Origin of the sequence: Ancylobacter polymorphus (assembly GCF_022836935.1) — a bacterium.
Taxonomy (GTDB): Bacteria; Pseudomonadota; Alphaproteobacteria; order Rhizobiales; family Xanthobacteraceae; genus Ancylobacter; species Ancylobacter polymorphus_A.
In genome coordinates this window covers 196990-221087 of the sequence record NZ_CP083239.1, presented here as the reverse complement: position 1 = coordinate 221087, position 24098 = coordinate 196990, and the positions used below count along the sequence as shown (strand labels likewise).

26 protein-coding genes are annotated in these 24098 nt (G+C 66.9%); 12 read left to right on the top strand and 14 right to left on the bottom strand.

Annotated elements, in window-relative coordinates:
- Positions 1-29 precede the first annotated feature (29 nt).
- From K9D25_RS00965 to K9D25_RS00940, 6 genes are all read right to left on the bottom strand, one after another.
- Entirely contained in the window at positions 30-836 is an 807-nt protein-coding gene (locus K9D25_RS00965; protein WP_244378362.1) for an ABC transporter permease, read from the bottom strand.
- Between the two features lie 6 nt (positions 837-842).
- The gene (locus K9D25_RS00960; RefSeq protein WP_244378360.1) at positions 843-1700 is read right to left on the bottom strand and encodes an ABC transporter permease; all 858 of its coding nucleotides are present in this window, start codon (positions 1698-1700) and stop codon (positions 843-845) included.
- 435 nt (positions 1701-2135) lie between these two features.
- Complete coding sequence (locus K9D25_RS00955; RefSeq protein ID WP_244378358.1) at positions 2136-3167, bottom strand: ABC transporter substrate-binding protein; 1032 nt, start codon at positions 3165-3167, stop codon at positions 2136-2138.
- 122 nt (positions 3168-3289) lie between these two features.
- The gene (locus K9D25_RS00950; RefSeq protein ID WP_244378356.1) at positions 3290-4225 is read right to left on the bottom strand and encodes a 2-hydroxyacid dehydrogenase; all 936 of its coding nucleotides are present in this window, start codon (positions 4223-4225) and stop codon (positions 3290-3292) included.
- Positions 4226-4407: 182 nt separating this feature from the next.
- Positions 4408-5010 carry a HutD/Ves family protein gene (locus K9D25_RS00945; RefSeq protein WP_244378354.1) on the bottom strand — a complete coding sequence of 201 codons (603 nt, stop codon included), beginning with the start codon at positions 5008-5010 and terminating at the stop codon, positions 4408-4410.
- Between the two features lie 106 nt (positions 5011-5116).
- Positions 5117-6061, bottom strand: coding sequence for a LysR family transcriptional regulator (locus K9D25_RS00940; protein ID WP_244378352.1), 945 nt, complete (start codon positions 6059-6061; stop codon positions 5117-5119).
- Positions 6062-6150: 89 nt separating this feature from the next.
- On the opposite strand from K9D25_RS00940, the gene K9D25_RS00935 reads away from it, so the two are divergent.
- The 7 genes from K9D25_RS00935 (at position 6151) to K9D25_RS00905 (ending at position 10999) form a co-directional block, all read left to right on the top strand.
- Positions 6151-7602, top strand: coding sequence for a 4-hydroxyphenylacetate 3-hydroxylase family protein (locus K9D25_RS00935; protein WP_244378350.1), 1452 nt, complete (start codon positions 6151-6153; stop codon positions 7600-7602).
- A 12-nt stretch (positions 7603-7614) separates the two neighbouring features.
- A complete protein-coding gene (locus tag K9D25_RS00930) occupies positions 7615-8106 on the top strand; it encodes a flavin reductase family protein (RefSeq protein WP_244378349.1) in 492 nt (163 codons plus the stop codon).
- A 46-nt stretch (positions 8107-8152) separates the two neighbouring features.
- Entirely contained in the window at positions 8153-8575 is a 423-nt protein-coding gene (locus K9D25_RS00925; RefSeq protein ID WP_244378347.1) for a RidA family protein, read from the top strand.
- A 10-nt stretch (positions 8576-8585) separates the two neighbouring features.
- Positions 8586-9260 carry a DUF1028 domain-containing protein gene (locus K9D25_RS00920; RefSeq protein WP_244378345.1) on the top strand — a complete coding sequence of 225 codons (675 nt, stop codon included), beginning with the start codon at positions 8586-8588 and terminating at the stop codon, positions 9258-9260.
- A 210-nt stretch (positions 9261-9470) separates the two neighbouring features.
- Positions 9471-9896 carry a GlcG/HbpS family heme-binding protein gene (locus K9D25_RS00915; protein WP_244378343.1) on the top strand — a complete coding sequence of 142 codons (426 nt, stop codon included), beginning with the start codon at positions 9471-9473 and terminating at the stop codon, positions 9894-9896.
- The gene (locus K9D25_RS00910) at positions 9893-10519 is read left to right on the top strand and encodes a glutathione S-transferase family protein (RefSeq protein ID WP_244378341.1); all 627 of its coding nucleotides are present in this window, start codon (positions 9893-9895) and stop codon (positions 10517-10519) included. Before K9D25_RS00915 ends, K9D25_RS00910 begins: the two co-directional genes overlap by 4 nt.
- Before the next feature lie 18 nt (positions 10520-10537).
- Positions 10538-10999, top strand: a complete 462-nt coding sequence (locus tag K9D25_RS00905; protein WP_432207904.1) for a type II 3-dehydroquinate dehydratase — start codon at positions 10538-10540, stop codon at positions 10997-10999.
- A gap of 24 nt (positions 11000-11023) precedes the next feature.
- On the opposite strand, the gene K9D25_RS00900 is transcribed toward K9D25_RS00905, so the two are convergent.
- Entirely contained in the window at positions 11024-12055 is a 1032-nt protein-coding gene (locus K9D25_RS00900; RefSeq protein ID WP_244378337.1) for a biotin-dependent carboxyltransferase family protein, read from the bottom strand.
- The gene (gene pxpB, locus K9D25_RS00895) at positions 12052-12813 is read right to left on the bottom strand and encodes a 5-oxoprolinase subunit PxpB (RefSeq protein WP_244378335.1); all 762 of its coding nucleotides are present in this window, start codon (positions 12811-12813) and stop codon (positions 12052-12054) included. The genes K9D25_RS00900 and pxpB overlap by 4 nt, the downstream gene beginning before the upstream one ends.
- A gap of 82 nt (positions 12814-12895) precedes the next feature.
- Between pxpB and K9D25_RS00890 the strand changes: the two genes are divergently transcribed.
- Entirely contained in the window at positions 12896-13678 is a 783-nt protein-coding gene (locus K9D25_RS00890) for a LamB/YcsF family protein (RefSeq protein ID WP_244378333.1), read from the top strand.
- A 103-nt stretch (positions 13679-13781) separates the two neighbouring features.
- On the opposite strand, the gene K9D25_RS00885 is transcribed toward K9D25_RS00890, so the two are convergent.
- Entirely contained in the window at positions 13782-14768 is a 987-nt protein-coding gene (locus tag K9D25_RS00885) for a TerC family protein (protein WP_244378331.1), read from the bottom strand.
- A gap of 170 nt (positions 14769-14938) precedes the next feature.
- Positions 14939-15175 (bottom strand): hypothetical protein, encoded by a 237-nt coding sequence (locus tag K9D25_RS00880; RefSeq protein ID WP_244378329.1) that lies wholly within the window; start codon positions 15173-15175, stop codon positions 14939-14941.
- A 94-nt stretch (positions 15176-15269) separates the two neighbouring features.
- Here K9D25_RS00880 and K9D25_RS00875 point away from each other — a divergent pair, with 94 nt between their 5' ends.
- Positions 15270-16190: a hydrogen peroxide-inducible genes activator gene (locus tag K9D25_RS00875; protein WP_244378328.1), complete on the top strand. Its 921-nt coding sequence runs from the start codon at positions 15270-15272 to the stop codon at positions 16188-16190.
- 7 nt (positions 16191-16197) lie between these two features.
- On the opposite strand, the gene K9D25_RS00870 is transcribed toward K9D25_RS00875, so the two are convergent.
- The 4 genes from K9D25_RS00870 to K9D25_RS00855 are packed head-to-tail and all read right to left on the bottom strand — an operon-like array spanning position 16198 to position 19716.
- Positions 16198-17037 (bottom strand): metal ABC transporter permease, encoded by an 840-nt coding sequence (locus K9D25_RS00870; protein WP_244378326.1) that lies wholly within the window; start codon positions 17035-17037, stop codon positions 16198-16200.
- Positions 17034-17900: a metal ABC transporter permease gene (locus tag K9D25_RS00865; protein ID WP_279613769.1), complete on the bottom strand. Its 867-nt coding sequence runs from the start codon at positions 17898-17900 to the stop codon at positions 17034-17036. Before K9D25_RS00865 ends, K9D25_RS00870 begins: the two co-directional genes overlap by 4 nt.
- Positions 17897-18784, bottom strand: a complete 888-nt coding sequence (locus K9D25_RS00860; protein WP_244378325.1) for a manganese/iron ABC transporter ATP-binding protein — start codon at positions 18782-18784, stop codon at positions 17897-17899. The genes K9D25_RS00865 and K9D25_RS00860 overlap by 4 nt, the downstream gene beginning before the upstream one ends.
- Positions 18781-19716 carry a metal ABC transporter substrate-binding protein gene (locus K9D25_RS00855; protein WP_244378324.1) on the bottom strand — a complete coding sequence of 312 codons (936 nt, stop codon included), beginning with the start codon at positions 19714-19716 and terminating at the stop codon, positions 18781-18783. The genes K9D25_RS00860 and K9D25_RS00855 overlap by 4 nt, the downstream gene beginning before the upstream one ends.
- A 273-nt stretch (positions 19717-19989) precedes the next feature.
- Between K9D25_RS00855 and K9D25_RS00850 the strand changes: the two genes are divergently transcribed.
- The 3 genes from K9D25_RS00850 (at position 19990) to mdoH (ending at position 24094) form a co-directional block, all read left to right on the top strand.
- The gene (locus tag K9D25_RS00850) at positions 19990-20244 is read left to right on the top strand and encodes a DUF2188 domain-containing protein (protein WP_244378323.1); all 255 of its coding nucleotides are present in this window, start codon (positions 19990-19992) and stop codon (positions 20242-20244) included.
- A gap of 170 nt (positions 20245-20414) precedes the next feature.
- Entirely contained in the window at positions 20415-21944 is a 1530-nt protein-coding gene (locus tag K9D25_RS00845) for a glucan biosynthesis protein (protein ID WP_244378322.1), read from the top strand.
- A 20-nt stretch (positions 21945-21964) separates the two neighbouring features.
- Entirely contained in the window at positions 21965-24094 is a 2130-nt protein-coding gene (mdoH, locus tag K9D25_RS00840) for a glucans biosynthesis glucosyltransferase MdoH (protein ID WP_432207930.1), read from the top strand.
- Positions 24095-24098 lie beyond the last annotated feature (4 nt).

The window sequence follows — 24098 nt, the reverse complement described above, 5'->3', positions numbered from 1 at the left end:
GCTCTCCGGCAGGCGGTCAGTGCGTGTCGTCAGTGCGTGTCGATCGCCAGCACCCGGCGCAGGCCGAAGGCCCGGTCGGCGATGAACATGATGAGGGTGGTGGTGATGATCAGCAGCGCCGAGATCGCCGACACGGTCGGGTCGGCATATTCGCGGATGTAGTTGTACATCGCCACCGGCAGGGTCTGGGTCCGGCTGCCCGTGACATAGAGCGAGGCGGTGAATTCGGTCAGCGAGAGCACGGCGGCGATCAGCCAGCCGCCCGCCATGCCGGGCAGCACCAGCGGCAGTTCGATCCGGGTCAGCACATGGAAGGGCGAGGCGCCGAGATTGGCCGCCGCGCGGGCGAGGTCCGGGTCGATGGCGCCGAGGCTGACATAGACCGCCCGCGTCACGAACGGCATCACCAGCACCATGTGCGCCAGCACGATCATCGTGTAGCCCTGCTGCAGCCCGAACGCCCCGCCGAGCAGCAGGAAGCCGAAGCCCAGGGTGAAATGCGGGATGATGAGCGGCGACCACAGCACCGCCTCCAGCACCCCGCGGCCGCGAAAGCTGTAGCGGTAGACCAGCCAGGCGAAGGCCGAGCCGACGATCAGCGCCAGAGTCGAGGCGAGCGAGGTGACGATCAGCCCGTTCTTGAACGCGCGCTGGAAGTCGGGATAGGTCAGCGCCTTCTCATACCAGGCGAAGGACACCCCCTCGGGCGGGAAGGCGAGGATCTCGGTCGGGTTGACCGAGGTCATCAGCACCACCAGCGTCGGCAGCGTCATATAGGTGAGGATGGCGACGACGAGGCTCCAGAAGCCGAATGAGCGCAGGCGTGTCACGGGCATTCTCCCTCAGCGCACCGCCAGCCGCTTTTCCAGCCGGCCGGTCAGGGATTTCATCAGCACGAGGTTGCCGAGCGCGGCGATCAGCGCGATCACGCTCAGCGTCGCGGCGAAGGGCAGGTTCAGCACCGAGAAACCCTGGAGATAGACGAGGTTGGAGATCATCAGAACCTTGCCGCCGCCGATAAGCTGCGGAGTGGAAAAGGCGCTCATCGTCCAGGCGAACACCACGACGAGGCCGGAGAGGATGCCCGGCAAGGTGAGCGGCAGGGTGATGCGCCAGAACACCGCGCCGGGGCTGGCGCCGAGATTGGCGGCGGCCTTCTCGCAGTCGCGGTCGACATGGCTGATGGCGGTGGCGAGCAGGATGATCATGACCGGCATGGAGAACTGCACCAGCGCCACCACCACGCCGAGCCGCGTGTACATGATCTGCAGCGGCAGATCGATCAGCGAGAGCTTGCGCAGCACGGAGTTGATGAAGCCGTCCGAGCCCAGCATCAGCATCCAGGAGAAGGTGCGCACGATCTCGCCGGTGAACAGCGGGGTGATGGAGAGCGACACCAGCAGCGAGCGCACCCAGTCGCGCTTGGCCCGCACCAGCGCATAGGCGACGGGGTAGCTCAGCAGCAGCGAGAAGATCGCGGTGAGCAGGCTGATGTAGAAGGTGTCGAGCAGCACCCACCAGTAGATCGGCCGGTTGATGCGGGTGAAGTTGTCCAGCGTCAGCCCGCCGACATTCAGCGAGCCGGGCACGAATTCGCGCACGCTGTATTGCAGCACCTCGAACAGCGCCGCCGCCAGGATCACCGCCGTCAGCACGGCGGGGGCGAGAAAGGTGAGGAAGAAGGGGCGGCGCTGGATCATGACTTTCTGCCGTCATCCCGGACGACGCGATGCGTCGATCCGGAGTCGTTTGAAACGGGTGTCGTCTGCGAAGTTCGTCATGCCTGGGCTTGACCCGGGCATGACAGTCTTGTTCGCCGGAAGTCGTGGGTGGCCGGGTCAAGCCCGGCCATGACGGTGTTAAGCTGGTGCCCGGCCCGCCCGAGGACGTCTCGCGGGCCAGAGCCGTTTCGGTTTATGCCGAAGAGTTTCTCCTGGGTCCCGGATCGCCGCTGCGCTGCGCGCAGCTTGTCCGGGAAACCCAGTGGCGGGCCGGCAGCGGAAACCGTGTCCCGGACCAGCTGAGGCGAAGCCGAAGCGCCGATCCGAGACCCAGCACAGGACTCTTCGACATCGGCCTCTTTTGACTCTCCGGCCGGATGACGGCGGGGGCATCGCCCGACGGGCTGCCCGGCCTCAGTGCATCATGTTCTCGGTGAACCACGCCTTCCACTGCGGCAGCAGGGTGGCGTAGGTCTTGTCCTCAAGCACGATGGTGCCCTTCTCGATCGCCTCCTGGCTGGTGAAGATGCCCGGCAGCTTGGCGATCTCCGGGTCGAGCTTGGCCTCAGCCGTCAGCGGCGAGCATTTGTGGAAGTTGCACAGCTGCGCCAGCATGGCGGGCTCCAGCGCGATGTTGAGGAACTGCAGCGCCAGCTCCTTCTTCTTCGAGCCGGCATTGATGCCCCACACATCGGTGCCGGCCACCGCGCCTTCCTTCGGCACGTCGATCTCGACCGGCATGCCGAGCTTTTCCAAATGATAGCCATTGATGTTGAGCAGCACCTGCACCGGGGTCTCGCCCGTGCGCATCAGGTTCTGGCTGGTGGCGTCCGACTGGTAGAAGGCCTTGATGTTCTTCTTCAGCTCCAGAAGCTTGGGCTTCACCTTGTCCCATTCTTCCGGCTTCACCCCGGCGAGGCGGGTGGCGGCGATGATGATGTGGCTGGGGTCGAAATCCGGCAGGCCGAGCTTGCCCACCATCTCCGGGCCCCACAAATCTTCCCAGCTGGTGATCTTGAAGCCCTTCGGCATCAGGTCGGTGCGGAAGGCGGGGGTGTAGACATAGACATAGTCCGCCACCGTGTAGTCCGAGCGCTTGGCCATCGGGTAGAGCTTGGCGGCGTTCGGGATCTTCGACCAGTCGAGCTTTTCCATCAGCCCGTCGGAATAATAGAGATAGCCGACATGGGCGGTGGTGTTGATCAGGTCGGATTCCGGGTTGTCGCGGGCGACCTTCGCCTTGGCGAGCCGGTCCAGCGTGCCGCCGGTGATGTACTCGACCTCGACGCCGGTCCGCTTGGTGAATTCCTTGCCGACGATCTCGACGCCGGCCTTCCAGTTGCCGCCCCAGGTGCTGACCACCAGCTTTTCCTGGGCCGATGCGGGAAGGGTGGCGCCGGCGGCCATGACGGCCAGGGCACCCAGTGCAATGCACAGCTTCTTCATGTTCCACCTCTGTGATTGGGGCGGCGGGCCGCCCGGATATTCTGGCCGCGCGCCTTCAGGCGGGCGCGCTTTGCGCAGTTTCGGGACGCGCGCGAGTGCCGCGCGCGAAAGTGTCGGCCGGTTCAGTAGCCGCGGCCGGGATCGACCTCGTGCAGCGGCGGCAGCCCGGCCCGCACGCGGCGTATGCTCTCGGCGACATCGCGCGCCGCCAGCGCCGGCACGGTGATGCTGGCCATGTGCGGGGTGATCAGAACGTTATCGAGGCTCCACAGCGGGTGCCCTTTGGGCAGCGGCTCGGTCTCGAACACGTCGAGCGTTGCTTCGCCCACCTGGCCCGAGCGCAGCGCCGCGATCAGCGCGGCCTCGTCCACCACGGCGCCACGCGAGGCGTTGATGAATTTCGCGCCCTTCGGCATCAGGGCGAATTCGGCCGCGCCGAGGAGGCCGCGCGACTCCGGTGTCAGCGGCAGCAGGCTGACGATGATCTCGTTCTCGCTAAGCACCCGCTCCAGCCCGTCGCGGCCGGTATGGGAGGCGACGCCGGGTATGTCCTTCGGCGAGCGCGACCAGCCGCTGACCGTGAAGCCCATGCTGGCCAGCGTGCGCGCCGCCGGCCCGCCGAGTTCGCCAAGGCCCAGCACCGCGACCTTGATCTCGGAGAGGGCGCGCGGGTGCACATACTCCCATTCGCCGCGCCTCGTGGCGCGCTCGAACACCGGTATGTCGCGGGCATAGCGGGTGACGGCGAAGACGACATAGCTCGTCATCATCGCCACCATGCCGGGATCGGACAGGCGGGAGAACTTTACCGGCACCAGATCGTCGCGGCGCACCAGCGCATCGACCCCGGCGCCGAGATTGGTCACGAGCTGGAGATTGGGAAAGCGGGCGAAAAAGCCCTTGGGCGGCAGCCAGGCCAGCGCATAGCGGATCTCGGCCGCGTCGCCGACCTCGGGGTCGACGCGGAAGTCGAGATCCGGCAGTTCGGCGGCAAGTGCCGCGCGCCAGGCCCCGGCATCGTCCACCGGGCTGTAGAACACCAGTGCATCCCGGCTCATCGCAGCGCCTGACGCAACGTCGCGACGCCATGGCCACGCATGGCCGGCCCATGCCGTCGGGCATGTTCCTGCTTCATCGATCCCGTCTCCGAAGGTCTTGTTGTTTTTTCCTGTCAGGAAATGGTGCGCTGCGGCGCTTGGATCGAAAAATACTTTTACCTGTTACATAACATAGGCAAAAACTATGCAGCCTCGCCCCGCGCCCCGGTGGGGGTGAGGAAGGCCACCACCGCCTCGCCGTTCGGCTCGCCGCTGACGCGCAAGGTCTGCGCCTCCCGCGCCAGCAGGGTCTCGCCCGGCCGCACCAGCACCGCGCCGGCGGCGTCGCCCACCTGCCAGGTCCCGGTGACCGCATAGAGCATCACCATGCCGCCCTCGGGCGCGGCGAGCAGCGGGCCGTTGCCGGCGGTGGCCGGCATCACCTGCGCATGCCAGCGCCCGCGCCGGGTCATCACATTCAGCACCTCGGCCGGCCCCTCGGCCAGCAGCGAGCGCGGCTGCAGCGCGCTGTCGAAATAGAACGGCTCCAGCCGCGCCAGCGCTCGCGTCTCCTGCGCGAAGGCGAGGGCGAGAGGGTTGGCGCTGAGCCGTGTGATGTGGCGGTCAATGCCGGGAAAGGCGGAGAACGGCCCTTCCTCGATGATGGGCGCCCGGCTGATGCGCACATCGAAATCCGCATGCGCCGCCCCGTCGGGCAGCAGCAGCACGTCCTCGGTGATGCCGCCGCCATTCTTCCACGGCACGCGCCGATACTCCGACGGTCCGATCACCCGCAACGCGCCCATGCCTCGCCCCTCCACTTCTCGCCCCAAGCTCTAGAGAGCCGTCGGCCCCGGAGGCAATCGGCGCGGGAAACAGTTTGCGGATGCACTGGATAGGCGGCGCCTATGGCTAGCGCACCGTCGCCCGCGGCGAGAGCGTGCCGGGGGCGAAGATGCCGCCGGGCGCGAACGCGTTCTTCAGATGGCGCGCGAACACTTCCACCGCCGGGCGCGGCGTCTGCCGGCGCAGGCGCAGGCTCACCAGCCGCACGGGGGGAAGGCGGTCGGTGAGCGGCACCGAGGCGACGCGCCCGCCATCATGGGTGATCTGGGTGCGCGGCAGCACGTTCTGGATGGTGTAGCCGCGCCCATGGCCGACGAGGCCGCGCGTCAACTCATAGGCGCGGGAGCGGAAGGCGATCTGCGGCTCCACGCCCACGGCGTGGAACAGGCCCATGAAATAGTCGCGCGAATGCGGCAGGTCGAGCAGGATGAACGGCTCGTCGCGCAGATCGGCGAGGCTGATCCGCTCGCGCTGCGCCAGCGGATGGTCCGGGTGCAGCACCGCATAGGGCGGCAATTCGGCCAAAGGTTCGGCCATCACCTCCTCCGGCCGGGCGAACTCATAGGACAGCGCCATCTCCGTGCGGCCGGAAATCACCGCGTCGAGGATCAATTGCTGGTCGCCCTCGTCGAGGCTCACCGTGATGCCGGGATGGGTGCCGGCGAAGGTCGAGAGCAGGCCAGGCATGAAATGGGTGGCGATGGTCCAGAAGCAGCCCACCGCGATCTCGCCGCGCACCTCGTCGGCCATGGCGCGGGCGTTCTGGCCGAAATCGCGCGCATGGTTCAGCAGCAGCCGCGCCTCGTTGATGATGCGGGTGCCGGCGATGGTGGTCGTCACGCCTTTTGCATGGTGGCGCACGAACACCTGCACGCCGTACTCCGCCTCGAACTGGGCGATGGCCGCCGAAATCGAGGGCTGCGAGACGTTCAAATGCCGCGCCGCCTCGGTCAGATTGCCGAAATCGGCCGTGGCCACGACGTAGCGCAGCGCGCGCAGCGAGATGTTCATCAGCTTTTTCTATGCCGAGAAATGAATCAAAATATTTTACCGATCTATGGGCCCAACGCAATATTTCCTCACAGGAAAAGGATGCTTCAATGATCCGCACAGGGCAGGACTATCGGCAGGGGCTTCAGGACGGTCGCGAAGTCTGGATGGACGGCGAGCGGGTGAAGGATGTCACCACCCACCCCGCCTTCAAGCCGATCGTGGATGTGCGTGCGCGCATGTACGACATGGCGCATGAGCCGGCCTATCAGGACCGCCTCACCTATGTCGAAGAGAACAAGCGCAACACCATCTTCTACAAGCCGCCGCGCGAGACCAAGGACTGGAACGACAAGGTCGAGGCCGTCGATCTCGTCATGAAGGACATTGGCGGCGTCGTCACCCGCGTCGGCGACGAGACCATCGGCGAAGTCTGGTCGCTGATCGACGGCCGCGACGTGCTGGCCGAGTTCGACCCGCGCTTCGCCGACAATGTCGACCGGCATGTGCAGAACATCTTCGACAACGACATCTTCCACATCTCCGCCAACACCGACCCCAAGGGCGACCGCTCCCTGCCGCCGCAGGAGCAGGACCCCGACATGATGGTGCATGTGGTCAAGGAGACCGATGCCGGCATTGTCATTCGCGGCGCCAAATACGAGACCGCCGCCGCCTATGCCGACCAGGCCTTCCTCAAGCCGACCGTCGGCGCCTGGACCAACGAGACGCTGTCCGACTATGCGGTGGGCGGCATCGTCTCGATGAGCGCGCCGGGCGTGAAGCAGATCTGCCGTTCCTCCTTCGCCGGCCGCACCAACCCGCAGGATTACCCGCTGGCCAACAAGTTCGACGAGGTCGAATCCCTCGTCATCTTCGACAATGTGCTGATCCCGTGGGAGAACGTGTTCTTCTACCGCCACACCAAGGCGGCGCAATACATCCGCGCCACGCTGCACCGTTACTCGGCGTTTCCGTACGTCCACCGCCTGCTCTATGTCGCCGACATGATGATCGGCGCGGCGATGTGGAACGCCAAGCAGACCGGCCTCGACAAGCTGCAATCGGTGCGGGAGAAGCTGGCCGATCTCGTCTGCTACCGCGAGGGCATCAACGCCCACCTCACCGCCTCCATCGCGCTGGCGGAGAAGAGCCCGGGCGGGCTGCTCATGCCCAACCAGTCGCTGCTCTATGCCGGCCGCGTGCATGGCTGCTCCAACCTGCCGGCAATGATGCACATCGCCCGCGAATTGTGCGGCGGCCAGATCTGCGTCACCCCCAACGCCGCCTCGTTCCACAATGCCGGCTCGGGCGACTGGCTGAAGAAGTTCTACACGCTGAACAAGCAGTGGGAATCGGAAGACCGCCGCAAGCTGCTGGCCTTCGCGCGCGACCTGCTGAACTCCGACTATGCCGGGCACCGGCTGACCTTCGTGCAGTTCGCTCAGGCCCCGCATTTCAACCACCTCAACGCCGTCTATAACGCCTTCGACTTCTCCGGCCCGCTGGATTTCGTCCGCAAGGCCGCCGGGCTGTCGGACAAGGTGACCGGCAAAAACTGAGGAGCGACGCCGATGCACGCCATCGACCCCGCCGCCTTTCGCCACGCCATGGGCCGCACCGCCGCGGGCGTGACCGTGGTGACGAGCGACGGGGCGCATGGCCGTGTCGGCGTCACCGTCTCCAGCCTGTCCTCGCTCTCGCTGGAACCGCCCTCGGTGCTGTTCTGCCTGCATCGCGACAGCCGCTGCCTGCCGGCATTGCTTGCCAATGGCGTGTTCGCGGCGAATATTCTTGCGCAGGGCCAGCAGCGCGTGGCCGACAGTTTCGCGGGGCTGGTGCCGGAACTGCGCGAGGACCGCTTCGGCGCGGGGGAGTGGGACGGCCTCGCCACCGGCGCGCCGCTGCTGCGCGGCGCCCTGTGCCGCTTCGACTGCCGGCTGGCCAATGTGTTCGAGCATGGCACCCACCGCATCGTCGCCGGTAATGTGGTGGCGATGGAAACCCACGCCGAGCATCCGCTGGTCTATTCCAACCGAAGCTACCGCCGGCTCGAAGTGGCGTGAGCGATGGACGCCTTCAGCCTTTTCCTCTCCAGCAAAGAGCCCCTTCATGCCGACGCATAAGCGCATCCGCCCCTTCAACACCAAGCAGACCTATCCCGAGCAGAAGCTGAACAACGACCTCTCCCAGGGGGTGGTGGCGCGGGGGACCATGGTGTTCCTGCGCGGGCAGGTGGCGCAGGACCTCGACACGCGCGAGAGCCTGCATGTCGGCGATGCCGGCGCGCAGACCGCCAAGGCGATGGCCAATATCAAGATGCTGCTGGAAGAGGCGGGCAGCGAGATGGGCCATATCTGCCGCATCGTCGTCTATCTCACCGATATCCGCTACCGCGAGGCGGTGTATCAGGAGATGGGCAAGTGGATGGAGGGCGTGTTCCCCTGTTCCACCGGCCTCGTCGTGCCGGCGCTGGCGCGGCCGGAATGGCTGGTCGAGATCGAGGTCACCGCCGTCATTCCCGACGCGGCGTGAGGGCGCGCTTATGACCTTCTCCCTCTCCGCCCGCTGCCCGCGCACCGGGCAGTTCGGCATCGCGGTGTCGTCTTCCTCCCCGGCGGTGGCGGCGCGCTGCGCCCATGCCCGCGCCGGGGTGGGGGCGGTGGCGACGCAGAACATCACCGACCCCACGCTGGGGCCGAAGGGGCTGGACCTCATGGCCTCCGGCCTCTCCGCGCCGGAAGCGCTGGCGCGGCTGAAGGCGGAGGGGGCGCATATCGACTACCGGCAGATCGCGCTCATTGATGCGCAGGGCCGCACCGCCGGCTTTTCCGGCGCGAAGACGCTCGGCACCCATCATATCGCCGAAGGCGCGGGCGTGGTGGCGGCCGGCAACCTTCTCTCATCAAAGCTTGTGCCGCAGGCGATGGTCGATGCCTTCACCGCCGCTTCGGGACCCCTCGGCGACCGGCTGGTCGCTGCCATGAAGGCGGCGCTGGCGGCCGGCGGCGAGGAGGGGCCGGTGCATTCGGTGGGCATGCTCATCGTCGACAAGGTGGCGTGGCCGGTGGCGGATTTGCGCGTCGACTGGCACGAGACCGATCCCATCGGCGCGCTGGCCGATCTGTGGGAACTGTGGAAGCCGCAGATGGACGCCTATGTCACCCGCGCGCTCGATCCCTCCACCGCGCCGTCCTATGGCGTGCCGGGGGATGAGTGAGGCGAGGGGAGAGCGCCTGGGGAGAGCGCCTGCGTGCTTCGAGGCGCGCGTGCGCGCGCACCTCAGCATGACGATTGTTGTTCAGCATCTTACCAAAGCGCGGCCTCGTCATGCTGAGGAGCGGGGCGTCGCCCCGCGTCTCGAAGCACGCAGTCGATCACCGCATTTCCTCTCCGACAGCCCCCCTCAAGCCAGCCCCCGCGAGGCCCCATGTCCGTCACCCGCCCGGCCCTGAAGCTCACCCATGACGGGGCGCTGAAAATGCTCGCCGCCGCCGTCGCCAAGGCGAGCGAAATGGGCGTGCCGCAGAACGTCAACATCGTCGACGAGGGCGGCAACCTTCTCGCCTTTGTGCGGATGGACGGCGCCAAGCTGCTCTCGCGCGAGACCTCGCTGTCCAAGGCGATCACCGCCGCCTCGCACCGCCAGCCTTCCTCGCGGCTGAATCCGGCCGACGAGATCAAGCTTTCGCTCGCCGCCGGCCAGCGTCTGACCAATCTGGAAGGCGGCCTGCCCATCATCATCGACGGCGTCTGCGTCGGCGGCATCGGGGTCGGCTCGGGCAAGGGGGCGGAGGATGTCGAAGTGGCGCGCGCCGCTTTGGCCGCCATTGGCGCGGAGGATCAGATTCCGTGAAACTGCTGCACGCCCCCACATCGCCCTTCGTGCGCAAGGTCATGGTCGTCGCGCTGGAAACCGGCCTCGCGGACCGGATCGAGATCGTCTTCAACGCCGCCAGCCCGCTCACGCGCGACCCGGCGCTGACCAGCCTCAACCCGCTCGGCAAGATTCCGGCGCTGGTGCTGGACGATGGCACGGTGCTCTATGACAGCGCGGTGATCTGCGAATATCTCGCCGACCTCGCCGGCGACAGCGCCATCTTCCCCACCGGCCCGGCGCGCTGGTCGGCGCTGACCCTGCAGGCGCTCGGCGACGGGTTGCTCGATGCCGCCGTCGGCAATCGCTATGAGAACGTCATGCGGCCGGAGGCGCTGCGCTGGCCGGAATGGTCGCGGGCGCAGATGGCGAAGATAACCGGCGCGCTCGATGCCATCGAGCAGTCTGTCCATACCGGCCTCATCGGACACACTGTCCACCACATCGGCCTCATCAGCCTCGGCTGCGCGCTCGGCTATCTCGACTTCCGCTATGCGAATTTGCAATGGAGGGAGGGTCGTCCGGCGGCGGCGGAGTGGTTCGCCGGCTTCGATGCGCGCCCCGCCATGGCCGCCACCCGCCCGCGCGAGCGCACGGCCTGACATCTTCTGGAAAAGGCGTTGACTATCATGAGCGTGCCACCCGTCCGCCTGTTCGTGCTCAATGGCGCCAACACCAATCTCTACGGCCTCGACCCCACCGGCCCCTATGGCGCGCTGACGCTGGAAGACATCGCGGAAGATTGCCGCGCGCGGGCGCAAGTGCTTGGCGGAACAGTCGATTTCCGCCAGTCGAACCATGAGGGCGTGCTGGTCGACTGGATCCAGGAGGCCCGGACGGCGGCGGATGGCATCGTCATCAATGCCGGCAGTCTCTCCTACACCTCCATCGCCCTGCTCGACGCGCTGTCAGCGGTAAAAAAGCCGGCTTTTCAAGTACATGTGAGCAACGTGTTCATGCGCGAGCCCTTCCGCCACCACGCCCCGCTGGCGGCGGCGGTGACGGGATGCATTGTCGGCCTCGGCCCGAGCGGCTATGGCGTCGCCGTGGAAGCGCTGATCGCGCATATCCGGCGGATATAACCCTTTAATATCAGTAGTATACGCCTATATTCCACTGACGGCGCCGGAGATCAGGTTGGCGCCATAGAGCGCCTCAAGGTCGAGAGCGGCCCCCTCGCGCACCGGCGCCATAGAGGCGATCAGCCGTTGCATCTCTACCTCTGCCGCTCGCCGCGCCGCTTCCGCCTCCACCACCGTCACCGCCTGAAAACGGAGCACCGCCCCCGGCATAAGCCGCCCGGCCAGCGGCAGGTCGGCAGAGATCACGGTGGCGATTTTGGCATAGCCGCCAATGGTTTGGTGGTCGGCCAGCAGCAGGATCGGCAGGCCCGAGCCCGGTACCTGAACGGCGCCGGTGACGATGCCATCGGACACGATATCGGCGCCGCCACGGAACGTCAGCGGCGTCCCGTCGAGCCGCATTCCCATCCGGTCCGCCTCGCGCGAGACGCGGTAGGGGGTACGGAAGAAAGCCTCCAGCGCCGCCTCGGTGAAGGCGTCCGCCTGCGGGCCGGGCACGGCGCGCAGCGTCACCTCGCCGTCAGTGGCAGGCGGGGAGGGAAGCGCGAGGCACGGGCCTAAGGCGCCGGCACTGCTTAGGTTCAGCCGGTCGCCCGCCGCCAGCGCGCGCCCTTCATGACCACCAAAGCCGCCCTTGAGATCGGTTGACCGTGCGCCGAGGACGGGCGGCACGTCGATCCCGCCGGCAAAGGCAAGCACCGCGCAGCTCGATCCGGCGAGCGCGCCGATCCGCACCCGCGCGCCCTCGGGCACATCGATCGCCCGCCACGCGCCGTAGCGCTGCGTTTCGCCGCCGATATTCACCTCAATCTCCGCCTGCGCGCCCGCCAGCGCCATCTGCAGAGGTCCGCCGAAGACCTCAAATGCCGGGCCGAGCAGGCGAATTTCCAGCGCTGCCGCCCCGGTCGCATTGCCCGCCAGCGCATTGGCGAGCCGCAGAGCCACGCTGTCGAGCGCGCCGCACACCGGCACGCCATAGGCCTGGAAACCGATGCGGCCGAGGTCCTGGACCGTGCTCTGCAGGCCAGGCTGGAGAATGCGCAGATGGCGGGTCACGTGGAAAGCCCTTCGGTCTCAGGAACATAGCTCCCCCGCGCCACCGCCTCTGCGATCACGGCATGGGCGCCGGCGTCCACCGGCACGAACCGCACCCGGTCGCCCGGCGCGAACAGGGTCGGCGGCACCCTGCCGTGGTCGAAGAAGCGCAGCGGCGTATGGCCGATGAGATGCCAGCCGCCCGGCGATTCCACGGGGTAGATGCCGGTCATGCGCTGGGCGATGGCGACCGAGCCCGCCGGCACACGCACACGCGGATTAATCCGCCGGGGCAGGTCGAGCGATGCCGGCAGCTCACCGAGATAGGCGAAGCCGGGCAGAAAGCCCTGTGCATAGACCCGGTAGAGCGTGCCGGCATGAAGGGCGATCACTTCCGCTTCGCTTAGCCCGGTCGCCGCCGCGACCTCGGCGAGGTCCGCCCCGCCCGCGCCGCCATAGAGCGCCGGTATCCGCCAGATGCGGCCTGCACCGGCGCTTGTCGCCGCGTCCAGCTCAAGCTCGCCAATAAGCTTTTGCAAAGTCTCCGCATTTGTCGTGAGCGGGTCGTAATGCACCAGCAGCGAGCGGAAGCTGGGTACGGTCTCCACCAGCCCTTCCGGCGGGGCGGCGGCCAAAAGCGCGGCGGTGCGGTGAACGAGGGCGTTGATCTCGGGGTCGATGCGCTCCCCGAACTCGACCGCGAAGGCGGTGTCGCCGGCCGGCAGGAAGCGCGCCCGCGCGCCCAGCCGCCGTGCCCTCATCGCCGTGCCGTCCCCCATCGCTGCCTCCGCCGCGTTCCGCCCTGAAAGGCTCTGTCGTATAAGGACTTCAACGCGCCGGCATCAGCCCTGTGGAGCTTCCGTGACAAAACGCATCAACATCAATGCCGATCTCGGCGAGGGCTACGGGCATTACGCCATCGGCAATGACGACGCGATCCTCGAGATCGTCAAGAGCGTGAACGTCGCCTGCGGTTTTCATGGCGGCGATGCAAGCATCATGCGCGATGTGTGCCTTAAGGCGAAGGCGAACGGCGTTTCCGTCGGCGCGCATCCCGGCTTCAACGACCTCTGGGGCTTCGGACGCCGGCAAATCCGCATGAGTGCGGACGATCTCGAATATCTCGTTGCCTATCAGCTTGGCGCTCTGGCCGGTATGGCGGCCTATGCGGGGATGAAGGTCACGCATGTGAAGCCGCATGGCGCGCTCAACAATATGTGCGCGGTGGAGCGGGATTATGCCCGCGCCGTCGCCCGCGCCATCAAGGTGGTCGACCCCTCGCTCTATTATCTCGCATTGTCCGGCACGGAGATGGAGCGGGCGGCGGTCGACATCGGCGTGCCGCTGGCGCGGGAGGCCTTCATCGACCGGCTTTACGAGGATGACGGCAATCTGCGCGCGCGCACCCATGCGGACGCAATGATCCGCGATCCCGCTGTCGCGGCGGCGCGTGCCGTGCGCATGGTGCTGGAGGGCGAGATCGTCTCGGTGAGCGGCAAGCGCATGCCGACCCGGTTCGATTCGCTGTGCCTGCACGGCGATGAGCCGTCCGCTCTCGCGGTAGCGAATGCTTGCTGCGAGGCCCTGCGTGCGGCCGGGATCGAACTAGTCACGCTGCCGGAGATGATGCAGGGCGAGCAATAGCCCGAATGGAAACGGAAAGGCCGGGCGCGGCGCCGCTGTGCGGCTTCCGGCCCGGCCCTGAAGGCGTCGGGAAAGGCCGGCGCGTGAGCGCCGGCCTTCCTCGCTAGTGCGCGCCAAGCGCGTTCTTGCGCGTCTTCCACAGCGAGAAGACGATGCCGCCGGCAATCATCGCGACCGTCACGCCGAGCGAGATCGCCGGGTCGAGCTTGCCGTAATAGTAGTTCCAGAAGATCTTGCCGCCGATAAACACCAGCACGAGCGCCAGAGCGTATTTGAGGTATTCGAAGCGGTGCACCATGGCGGCCAGGGCGAAGTAGAGAGCGCGCAGGCCGAGGATCGCCATGATGTTGGCGGTGAAGACGATGTAGGTATCGGTGGTGATGGCGAAGATCGCCGGCACCGAGTCGACCGCGAAGATCAGGTCGGCAATGTTGATGACCACCAGCGCCAGGAACAGCGGCGTCACCCAGAGAACCATCTTGCCCGTCACCGGGTGCGGCTGGCGCACGATGAAGCGCTGGCCGTGCAGCTGCGGGGTCACGCGCAGCACGCGGGAGAGCAGGCGCACCAGCGGGTTCTTGGAGATGTCCTGTTCGCCTTCCTTCACGATCAGCATCTTGATGCCGGTGCCGATGAGGAACGCGCCGAACAGCAGCAGCACCCAGTCATATTCCTGCACCAGCGCCGCACCGACGCCGATCATCAGGCCACGCAGCACGAGCACCGCAATGATACCCCAGACGAGGGCGCGGTACTGATAGATGCGGGGAATGGCGAAATAGCTGAAGATCAGCGAGATGACGAAGACATTGTCGATCGACAGCGCCTTTTCGATCGCATAGCCGGTGAAATACTGCATGCTGGCGTCGGCGCCGCGCGAGTACCACACCCAGCCGCCGAACAGCACGGCGACGGCGATATAGAACAGCGAGAGCCTGAGGCTTTCGGCAATGCCCAGTTCCTTCTCGCCCTTGTTCAGCACGCCGAGATCGAAGGCGAGCAGGATGAAGACGACGGCGAGGAAGCTCAGCCAGAGCCAGGCGGGCGTGCCGACAATGTCGGTGGTGATCAGCGCAATCAATGTGTCCATGGGGTCCTCGGTTCAGGCTCCACGGCGCGCGACGGCACGCCGGGCTGCGGCGCCCCGGGGGGCGACGCAACCCGTTCGTGCGGACATGCGGGGAGCATGGGTGGATTGAGGGCCGACATGGCGGCGGTGCCGTCAGAGGGACCCGGACCTCAGTTGGGGAAAGGGGAAGGTCAGCGCAGGCGCGGCAGGGCCAGATCGGTGAAACGCCCGGGGCGGCGCGTGGCCCGCACCTCCACTCTCTCGCGCCCTTCGCGGCGCAGATAGTCGATCTGGGCGAGAATCTGGCGCTTGATGCGCTTGAGCGCCATCAGGCGTTCGCCATCCGGCTTCTCCCGGCGGCGCTCCGCCGCGAGTTCGACATCGAGCAACTGGCTCCGGGTCGTCAACGACTTGAGGAACTGGTCCACGTCAACCTCCTTTCAACGTGGAGAAGATGGCGTGGACGCGATCATAGTTCCAATGCATAGTCTCAATAGTATCGATAGTCAGGAGCTATGAGGCGTGGCCTTCCGTCCCACCCATCGCCAGTTGGAGTATGCGGTGGCCCTTGCCGAGACCGGTCATTTCGGCGCGGCGGCGCGGCGCTGCCATGTCTCACAACCCACGCTTTCCGTGCAGATCGCCCAGCTGGAAGCGCAGCTCGGCACCCCGCTGTTCGACCGCACGCCCGGCCGGGTCCAGCCCACCGCCATCGGGATGCGGGTGATCGAGGCGGCGCGTTCCGTGCTGCTGACGCTGGACGACATCGTGGCGGTGGCGGCGAGCGGGGCGCGCAATCTCGGCGGGCTGATCCGGCTTGGCGTGGCGCCGACCTTCGGCCCCTATTTCCTGCCGCATCTGCTCTCCCCCCTGCACGCCCGTTTCCCCTCGCTGCAGATCTACATCAAGGAGGAGCGCCCGGCGGCGATCCTGCGCGAGGTGGTGTCGGGCGCGCTCGACTGCGGCTTGGGGCCGGCGCCGGATTCCGGTCACGCCGTCACCTTCCGCCGGCTGTGCCGCGAGAGCATTTTTCTCGGCGTGCCGAAGGACCATCCGCTCGCCGCCCTCGGCCATGTCGATCCGCAGGCGCTGCGCGGCGAGAGGCTCCTCACCCTCGGGCGCGGGCATCATCTGTTCGAGCGCACGCGCCAACTCGCGGCGGCCTGCGGCGCCGAAATGCGGGAGGATTATGAAGGCACCAGCCTCGACGCGCTGCGCCAGATGGTCCTGATGGGCATGGGCATGTCGCTGTTTCCCGAGCTCTACGCCCGCTCGGAATTCCGCATGGAGGACGACATCGCCCTGCTGACCCTTGATGGCTGGCCGGCCAGCCGGGAGATGGGCTATTTCTGGCGCGCCGGTAACGGACGGGCGGCACAGTTCGAGGAACTGGCGCGCGCGAGCGAAGCGACCTGCGCCACGCTCGGCCTCGGTTCCCGGTGAGCCCCTCTCAGCCGGCCTCGCCCGCCTCGATCCGGCGTGTCCTCAGCGAGGCGCGCAGCAGCGCGGCGATGAACACAATGCTCATCAGCAGCACGATGGTCGGCGCCGGGGCGCTGTCGAGGAAGAAGGAGAGATAGACGCCCAGCAGCGAGGCGATGACCGCCACCGCCAGCGCCGCCGCCAGCATGGCGCCGAAGGTGCGGGTCAGGAGAAAGGCGATGGCCCCCGGCGCGATCAGCATGGCGATGGCGAGGATCAGCCCGACGGCGGTGAGCGCGCCGACAATGGTGAGCGAGATCAGGCACAAAAGGCCGTAATGCAGCCACCCGACCGGCAGCCCGACGGCGCGCGCCTGCACGGGATCGAAGGCGTGCAGCAGGAAGTCGCGCCACTTCAGCGCGATTACGGCCGCCACCACGGCGGCCACCAGCGCGGTCTCGCCAATATCGCGCCAGGAAACGCCGAGCATGTCGCCGAACAGGATATGGTCGAGATGCACCTCGGACTGGATCTTCACATAGAGCACCAGACCGACGCCGAACATGCCGGAGAACACGATGCCCATCACCGTGTCCTGCTTGATGCGGCTATTGTCCTTGAGATAGCCGGTCGCCACCGCGCAGAACATGCCGGCGGCGAAGGCGCCGAGCGCCAGCGGCAGGCCGACGATATAGGCCAGCACCACACCGGGGAAAACGGCATGGGAAATGGCGTCGCCCATCAGCGACCAGCCCTTCAGCACCAGGAAGCAGGAAAGCAGCGCCATCGGCACCGCCACGAGCCCGGAGATGACGAGCGCGTTGACCATGAAGTCGAACTGGAACGGGGTGAGCAGCGTCTCGATCATGCCGACGCCTCCGACCTCAACGCTTCCGCCGCCCGCCGCCGCGCGGCCAGCATGCCGTGCTTGGGCGCGAAGACGAAGGCGATGAGAAAGACCGCCGTCTGCAGCACCACGATGATGCCGCCGGTGGCGCCGTCGAGGAAATAGCTGGCATAGGCGCCGAGAAAGCTGGTGCCGGCCCCGATGGCGACGGCGATCGCCAGCAGTCGGGGGAAACGGTCGGCCAGCAGATAGGCGGTGGCGCCGGGCGTGACGACGAGGCAAATGACGAGGAAGGCGCCCACCGTCTGCAGCGCGGCGACGGTGGATGCCGCCAGCAGGGTGAAGAACATTATCTTGAGCGCCGTGGGCTTGAGGCCGATGGAGCGCGCATGCGCCTCGTCGAAGAACACCGCCATCAGGTCGCGCCACTTCACCAACAGGATCGCCAGCGACAGCGTGCCGATGATCGCCAATTGCAGCGTGTCCTCCGGCGTGATGGTGAGGATGTTGCCGAGCACGATGGTCTGGATGTTCACCGAGGTCGGCGACAGCGAGACCATGAACAGGCCCAGCGCAAAGAAGGAGGAGAAGATCAGCCCGATGATGGCGTCCTCCCGCAGCTTGGTGCGCTGGTTGAGAAACAGCATCGCCGCCGCCGCCAGCCCGCCGGAGAAGAAGGCGCCGATGGCGAAGGGCAGGCCAAGCATATAGGCGCCGGCGACGCCGGGCACGATGGCGTGGGACAGCGCGTCGCCGATCAGCGACCAGCCCTTGAGCATGAGATAGCAGGAGAGGAAAGCGCAGACCGCGCCGACAAGGGCCGAGACCCACATGGCGTTGCGCATGTATTCGTAACCGAAGGGCTCCGCCAGCAGGGCGATCACGGGGCGTTCTCCCGCGTGCGGGGCGCGCATTCGCCCTTTTCGCCGTAAAACACCAGCGGACGCTCGTCGTCCGTCAGCACGGCGAGCTGGCGGCTGTCATCATCCGCGTGCAGTCCCGCGCCGCTCAGCACGAAATGGCGCAGCACGCCGCCGAAGGTCTTCTCCAGATTGGCCTCGGTGAAGATCTCGGCGGTCGGGCCAGAGGCGAGCACGGTGCCCTTCACCAGCACGGTGCGGTCGCAGAATTCCGGCACGCTGCCGAGATTATGGGTGGAAACGAGCATCACCCGCCCCTCGTCGCGCAGCGCGCGCAGCAGGGCGATGATCGCCTCCTCGGTCTTTACGTCGACCCCGGTGAAGGGTTCGTCGAGCAGGATCACCTTGGCGTCCTGCGCCAGTGCGCGGGCGAGGAAGACGCGCTTCTTCTGCCCGCCGGAGAGTTCGCCGATCTGCCGTTTGCGGAACTCGCTCATATTGACGCGGGCCAGAGCGTCCGTGACCGCCGCCCGGTCGGCGGCGCGGGGAATGCGCAGGAAGCCCATATGGCCGTAGCGGCCCATCATCACCACGTCTTCCACCAGCACGGGGAAGTTCCAGTCCACCTCTTCACTCTGCGGCACATAGGCGACGAGGTTACGCCTCAGCGCCTCGGCCACGCTGGCGCCGAGAATGCGGATCTCGCCCGAGGCGAGATGCACGAAGCCCATGATTGCCTTGAACAGGGTCGACTTGCCCGAGCCATTGACCCCGACCAGTGCGGTGATGGTGCCGGTGGGGATGGTGAAGCTGGCGTCGCGCAGGGCGGTGTGGCCGTTGCGATAGGTCACCGAGACGTGGCGGACGGCGAGCCCCTCGGCGGTCGAAGGGGTGAGCGGGGCATTCATTGCGACAACCCCTTGGCGAGGCCCTTTTCCAGCGTGCCCGTGGTGACGGTCAGCAGGTCGATATAGGTCGGCACAGGGCCGTCCGCCTCGCTCAGCGAGTCCACATAGAGCACGCCGCCATAGAGCGCGCCGGTCTCCCGCGCCACCTGCTGCGCCGGCTTGTCGGAAACGGTGCTTTCGCTGAACACGGCCGGAATCTTGTTGGCGCGCACGGCGTCGATCACCTTGCGAACCTGCTGCGGCGTGCCCTGTTGATCGGCGTTGATCGGCCAGAGATAAAGCTCCTTCAGCCCGAAATCCCGCGCGAGATAGGAGAAGGCGCCCTCGCTCGACACCATCCAGCGCTTGTCGGCGGGAATGGCGTCCAGCTCCGCGCGGATCGGCGCGACGGCGGCCTCGATCTTCGCCTTGTAGGCGCTCGCATTGGCCGCGTAGGTCGCGGCATTCGCGGGGTCGTATTTCATGAAGGCGTCGCGGATATTGTCGACATAGATCAGCGCATTGGTGGGTGACATCCAGGCATGGGGGTTCGGCTTGCCGCTATAGGGCCCCTGCGAGATGCTGATCGGATCGACGCCGGCGGAGACGACGACGCTCGGCACACCCTTGAGATTACGGAAGAACTTTTCGAACCAGAGTTCGAGGTTCAGCCCGTTCCAGAGGATCAGCTGGGCGCCCTGCGCGCGCTGTATGTCGCCGGGCGTGGGGGCATAGTTATGAATTTCAGCGCCCGGCTTGGTGATGGATTCCACCACCGCCGCGTCGCCCGCCACGTTGCGCGCCATGTCGGCGATGACGGTGAAGGTGGTCACCGCCTTGAATTTCGGCGCCGCCGGCGCGCTTTCCTGCGCCGTGAGGCCGGTCACACCGGAGGCAACGATACCGGCCACCGCAAGGCCGCGCAGAACCGCCCGTCTCGACCCGTGCCACATGCCTGTCTCCTCTTGCGAATGAGTTGCAAAATCATATTAGGGCGCGCATTGGGATTTGCAACTGCGAACGAGTTGCAGAAATGGGGTGTCCAGCGGACAAGGGCACCAGGATCGCGGCAGTGTGATTCCTGGTGACACGTTCTGGTGTCATGATCGCAGCGGGCCACATCATCGTTTGAAGTGGAACGATTGGCGGGGCCATTCGAGGAATGTAGGTCTGGAATGCCGGAACCGCGTGCCCGGCTGCTCGGTTAGTTCGCGGGAGGATCATCCATGAGCCATATTCGCTACGAGATCGTCGAGCATGACGGGGGCTGGGCCTACAAGCTCGGCGACGTCTTCTCTGAAACCCATCCCACCCATGACTCGGCCCTCGCCGCCGCCCGCGAGGCGGCGGCGCGCCAGTCGATTTCCGGCGAAACCCGGCCCATCGCCTATCAGGACCGCAGCGGGCGCTGGCATGAGGAGGTGGCGCAGGGCGGCGACCGCCCCGAGGTGAAGATCGAGGATCATCCCGCACGCTCCTGAGGCGTGTTCGCTGCGGCGGCCCCACCGGCGGGCTTGTTGAGGTCGCTTAGGACGACCCCGGCGGCAGGCCGCGTAAATCTGCCGCACCGCACAAATCCGGGAACCCTTGGCGCCGTTGGCACTTGTCCCCGCGGGAAGGGCGTGCCGCCCTATAACGCGCGAGGTCAGGCATGCATCGACGTCACCTGTTGCTGGGAATGGGGCTCCTGGCGCTGGCGCCGGTGCCGCTCAGCCGCCTTGGGATCAGCGAGGCATTCTCGGAAGAAGAGGATGACGGCGCGCCCTTCGATGCGCAGACCGTCCGGCAGCTGGCGCGCGACCTGGCGACGAAGCCCTATCAGCCCGCCGATGGCCGGCTGCCGCGGGCGCTCGACGCGCTCAGCTATGACGATTACCGCAACATCCGCTTCAACGTGGAGCGATCGCTGTGGCGCACGGAGAGCACGGGCTTTCAGGCCCAGCTCTTTCATCGGGGCTTTCTGTTCCGCGACCGCGTGGATGTGTACCAGGTGGCCGACGGCAAGGCGCATCGCATCGCCTATGATCCCGGCATGTTTCGCTTCGAGCATGGGGTTGCGCAGCCGCCGGACAGGACGGACCTCGGCTTCTCCGGCTTCCGCCTGCATGGCCCGATCAACCGGCCGGACTATTTCGACGAAATCGCCGCCTTCCAGGGCGCCAGCTATTTCCGCGCGGTCGGAAAGGGGCAGATTTACGGGTCCTCGGCCCGCGGGCTGGCGGTGAAGACCGGCGACGCCGGGGGGGAGGAGTTCCCCGCCTTCCGTGCCTTCTGGCTGGAGAGGCCGCGCGCCGGCGTCGACTCTCTCGTCGTCCACGCCATGCTCGACAGCCCGAGCGCGACCGCCGCCCACCGTTTTACCATCCGTCCCGGCGAGACGACTCTGATGTCGGTGGAGATGACGGTCTACCCGCGCGTCGACATTGATCAGGTCGGCATCGGCGCGCTCACCAGCATGTTCATGTTCGGTCCGAACGACCGGGCGGGCGTCGACGATTTCCGTCCCATGGTGTGCGACGCCAACGGCCTCGCCATCGTCACCGGCAGTGGCGAGCGGCTCTGGCGGCCGCTTTCCAATCCGCAGCGGCTGCAGATTTCCTCCTTCGCCGTGTCCGATCTCCGGGGCTTCGGCCTCATGCAGCGCCAGCGGTCTTTCTTCGACTATCAGGACCTTGAAGCCCGCTACGAACGCCGGCCGAGCGTCTGGGTCGAGCCGATCGGCGATTGGGGCGACGGTTCGGTGATGCTGATCGAGATACCCACACCTGAAGAGGTGCACGACAACATCGTCGCCTTCTGGCGCCCGCGCGAGCCGCTGCGCAAGGGGCGGGAATACAGCACCACCTATCGCGTGCACTGGGGCTGGTCCGGCCCGGATCGCTCCGATGTCGGCCGGTTCGTCGCCACCCGGGTCGGCGGCAATGGCGACCGGCGGCTGTTTGTGCTCGACGTGGTGGGCGACCAGGTGAAGGACCTGCCGAAGGAGAACCTCGCGGCACGGGTCACCGCTGGCAGCGGCGAGGTTCGCGATGTGGTGCTGCAACAAAATCCCGAAACCGGCGGCTGGCGCATCTCCTTCGTGCTGGAACCGCGCGGCGCCACATTGGCCGAACTGCGCGCTGATCTGCTGCGCGGCGAGGAACGCCTCGCCGAAACCTGGGTCTATCGGTGGACGGCGTGAGCCGGCCCGCCCCGCGCGCGATGGAGGGCGCGGCAGGCGCTGATCACTCCCCCGCCTTGCCGCCGGAATCGCCGCTGGCCATGCCCGTGCAACCGCTCGGGCGGGTGCCGGGTGCGTCGGCACCCGGGCCGCGCCCGGCGTCGCTTCTGTTCCGCCGCGCCTTCGTCATCAGCGGCACAGCGGCGTTGACCGTACTTGCGGCGAACGAAATGTATCGTGTGCTGGATGTCGGCGGCGTCACCCTGCTCGAATATCTCGTGCTCTGCCTGTTTGTGCTGCTGTTTGCCTGGATCGGCTTTGCCTTCACCAATGCGGTGCTTGGCCTATACGGCCTGCTGCGCGGCCCCGATGGAACGCTCGGTATCGCCACGGCGGGGCCACGGCCGGCCCTGAGCGCGCGCCATGCGCTGCTGCTGCCCGTTTACAACGAAGACCCGGGCCGTGTGCTGGCCGGGTTGGAAGCGACCTGTGAATCGCTCGACGCCACCGGGGCAGGGGCGCAGTTCGATGTGTTCATTCTCAGCGACACCACCGATCCCGATGTGTGGGTGGCCGAGGAGGCGGGCTTTCTACCATTGCGTGCCCGGTGGGGCCGCGCCGGCGGCCTGTTCTACCGCCGCCGTCCCCGCAACACCGGGCGCAAGGCCGGCAATATCGCGGAATGGGTGACCCGCTTCGGCGGTGCTTATGAGAGCTTCCTCATTCTCGACGCCGACAGCGTGATGACCGGCGACTGCATTGTGCGCCTGGCTGCGGCCATGGAGGCCAATCCCACCGCAGGCCTCATCCAGACACTTCCGGTCATTGTCGGCGGACGAACCCTCTTCGCCCGCCTGCAGCAATTCGCGGGGAGGCTCTATGGCCCCCTCATCGCCCAGGGGCTCGCCAGCTGGAGTGGGCCGGAGAGCAATTACTGGGGCCATAACGCCATGATCCGCACGCGCGCCTTTGCCGAAGGCGCGGGGCTGCCGGAACTCAAGGGTCCAAAGCCTTTCGGCGGCCATATCCTCAGCCATGATTTCATCGAGGCGGCGCTGATGCGCCGGCGCGGCTGGGGCATGCAAATGGTGCCCTGGCTGCAAGGCTCCTATGAGGAGGGGCCGCCGACGTTGACCGATCTCGCGGTGCGCGACCGGCGCTGGTGCCAGGGCAATCTCCAGCACATCGCCGTGCTGCCGGCGCGCGGGCTGCACCCGGTGAGCCGGCTGCACCTTCTTACCGGCATCGGCTCCTACCTCACCGCCCCGCTCTGGCTGGTGATGCTGCTGGCCGGGCTCGCCACAGCCCTGCAGGCGCGTTTCGTGCCGCCGGACTATTTCCCATCAGGCTTCTCGCTGTTTCCGGCGTGGCCGGCGCAGGATCCGGTGCGGGCCGTGCAGGTGTTCATCGGCACCATGGCGGTGCTGTTGCTGCCGAAGCTGTTCGCCTATGGCGCCCTGCTGGCCTCCCGTTTCCATCGTCGCGCCTTCGGCGGCGGGACACTCACGCTGGCGGGACTGCTGGCGGAAACACTCATCTCTGGCCTGCTCGCACCCGTGACGATGTTCACCCAGTCCATGGCCGTTGTCGGCATATTGGCCGGGCGCGACGGCGGCTGGCAGCCGCAGCGCCGCGATGATGACCACATCGACACCGCCTCGGTGGTGCGGTTCTTCCTGCCGCATACGCTGGCGGGATGGTTGCTTGGCGCTGCCGCGCTCAGCATCTCGCTGCCGCTGTTTCTCTGGATGGCCCCCGTCGTGCTCGGCCTCGCTCTCGCCATTCCGCTGGTGCTGTGGACCGGAAGCACCCGTGCGTCTCTGGCGGCTTTGTTCTGCACGCCTGAAGAGCGCGAGCCGCCGCCTGTGCTGCGGCGGGCGCGGGAGTTGCGGCAGGCTGCCAGGCTCGCCGCTCCCACGGAGGCCGTTGCCCGTCTCGCGACCGCGCCGGAGCTGCTGGCTTTCCACCGCGCCCAACTCACTGATGGCGAGAGGCGGCGTGGCGACTACACGCCGGAACGGCTTATCGCCGTGGCAAAGATCGCGGATGCGGAAAGCCTCGAAGCCGCGCTCGCCGCGCTTACCCCGCGCGAGAAAGCGGCGGGGCTCGGCGATTTCCACGCGCTCGATGCCCTGCTCGCGCTGACGCGCGACCCCGCAGGGCATTTGTGACGCC

What these genes read in the sequence shown, in the direction of transcription:
- K9D25_RS00965 (WP_244378362.1), bottom strand. Translation starts at nt 836, where the DNA reads ATGCCCGTGACACGCCTGCGCTCATTCGGCTTCTGGAGCCTCGTCGTC.
- K9D25_RS00960 (WP_244378360.1), bottom strand. Translation starts at nt 1,700, where the DNA reads ATGATCCAGCGCCGCCCCTTCTTCCTCACCTTTCTCGCCCCCGCCGTG.
- K9D25_RS00955 (WP_244378358.1), bottom strand. Translation starts at nt 3,167, where the DNA reads ATGAAGAAGCTGTGCATTGCACTGGGTGCCCTGGCCGTCATGGCCGCC.
- K9D25_RS00950 (WP_244378356.1), bottom strand. Translation starts at nt 4,225, where the DNA reads ATGAGCCGGGATGCACTGGTGTTCTACAGCCCGGTGGACGATGCCGGG.
- K9D25_RS00945 (WP_244378354.1), bottom strand. Translation starts at nt 5,010, where the DNA reads ATGGGCGCGTTGCGGGTGATCGGACCGTCGGAGTATCGGCGCGTGCCG.
- K9D25_RS00940 (WP_244378352.1), bottom strand. Translation starts at nt 6,061, where the DNA reads ATGAACATCTCGCTGCGCGCGCTGCGCTACGTCGTGGCCACGGCCGAT.
- K9D25_RS00935 (WP_244378350.1), top strand. Translation starts at nt 6,151, where the DNA reads ATGATCCGCACAGGGCAGGACTATCGGCAGGGGCTTCAGGACGGTCGC.
- K9D25_RS00930 (WP_244378349.1), top strand. Translation starts at nt 7,615, where the DNA reads ATGCACGCCATCGACCCCGCCGCCTTTCGCCACGCCATGGGCCGCACC.
- K9D25_RS00925 (WP_244378347.1), top strand. Translation starts at nt 8,153, where the DNA reads ATGCCGACGCATAAGCGCATCCGCCCCTTCAACACCAAGCAGACCTAT.
- K9D25_RS00920 (WP_244378345.1), top strand. Translation starts at nt 8,586, where the DNA reads ATGACCTTCTCCCTCTCCGCCCGCTGCCCGCGCACCGGGCAGTTCGGC.
- K9D25_RS00915 (WP_244378343.1), top strand. Translation starts at nt 9,471, where the DNA reads ATGTCCGTCACCCGCCCGGCCCTGAAGCTCACCCATGACGGGGCGCTG.
- pxpB (WP_244378335.1), bottom strand. Translation starts at nt 12,813, where the DNA reads ATGGGGGACGGCACGGCGATGAGGGCACGGCGGCTGGGCGCGCGGGCG.
- K9D25_RS00885 (WP_244378331.1), bottom strand. Translation starts at nt 14,768, where the DNA reads ATGGACACATTGATTGCGCTGATCACCACCGACATTGTCGGCACGCCC.
- K9D25_RS00870 (WP_244378326.1), bottom strand. Translation starts at nt 17,037, where the DNA reads ATGATCGAGACGCTGCTCACCCCGTTCCAGTTCGACTTCATGGTCAAC.
- K9D25_RS00860 (WP_244378325.1), bottom strand. Translation starts at nt 18,784, where the DNA reads ATGAATGCCCCGCTCACCCCTTCGACCGCCGAGGGGCTCGCCGTCCGC.
- K9D25_RS00855 (WP_244378324.1), bottom strand. Translation starts at nt 19,716, where the DNA reads ATGTGGCACGGGTCGAGACGGGCGGTTCTGCGCGGCCTTGCGGTGGCC.
- K9D25_RS00850 (WP_244378323.1), top strand. Translation starts at nt 19,990, where the DNA reads ATGAGCCATATTCGCTACGAGATCGTCGAGCATGACGGGGGCTGGGCC.
- K9D25_RS00845 (WP_244378322.1), top strand. Translation starts at nt 20,415, where the DNA reads ATGCATCGACGTCACCTGTTGCTGGGAATGGGGCTCCTGGCGCTGGCG.
- mdoH (WP_432207930.1), top strand. Translation starts at nt 21,965, where the DNA reads ATGGAGGGCGCGGCAGGCGCTGATCACTCCCCCGCCTTGCCGCCGGAA.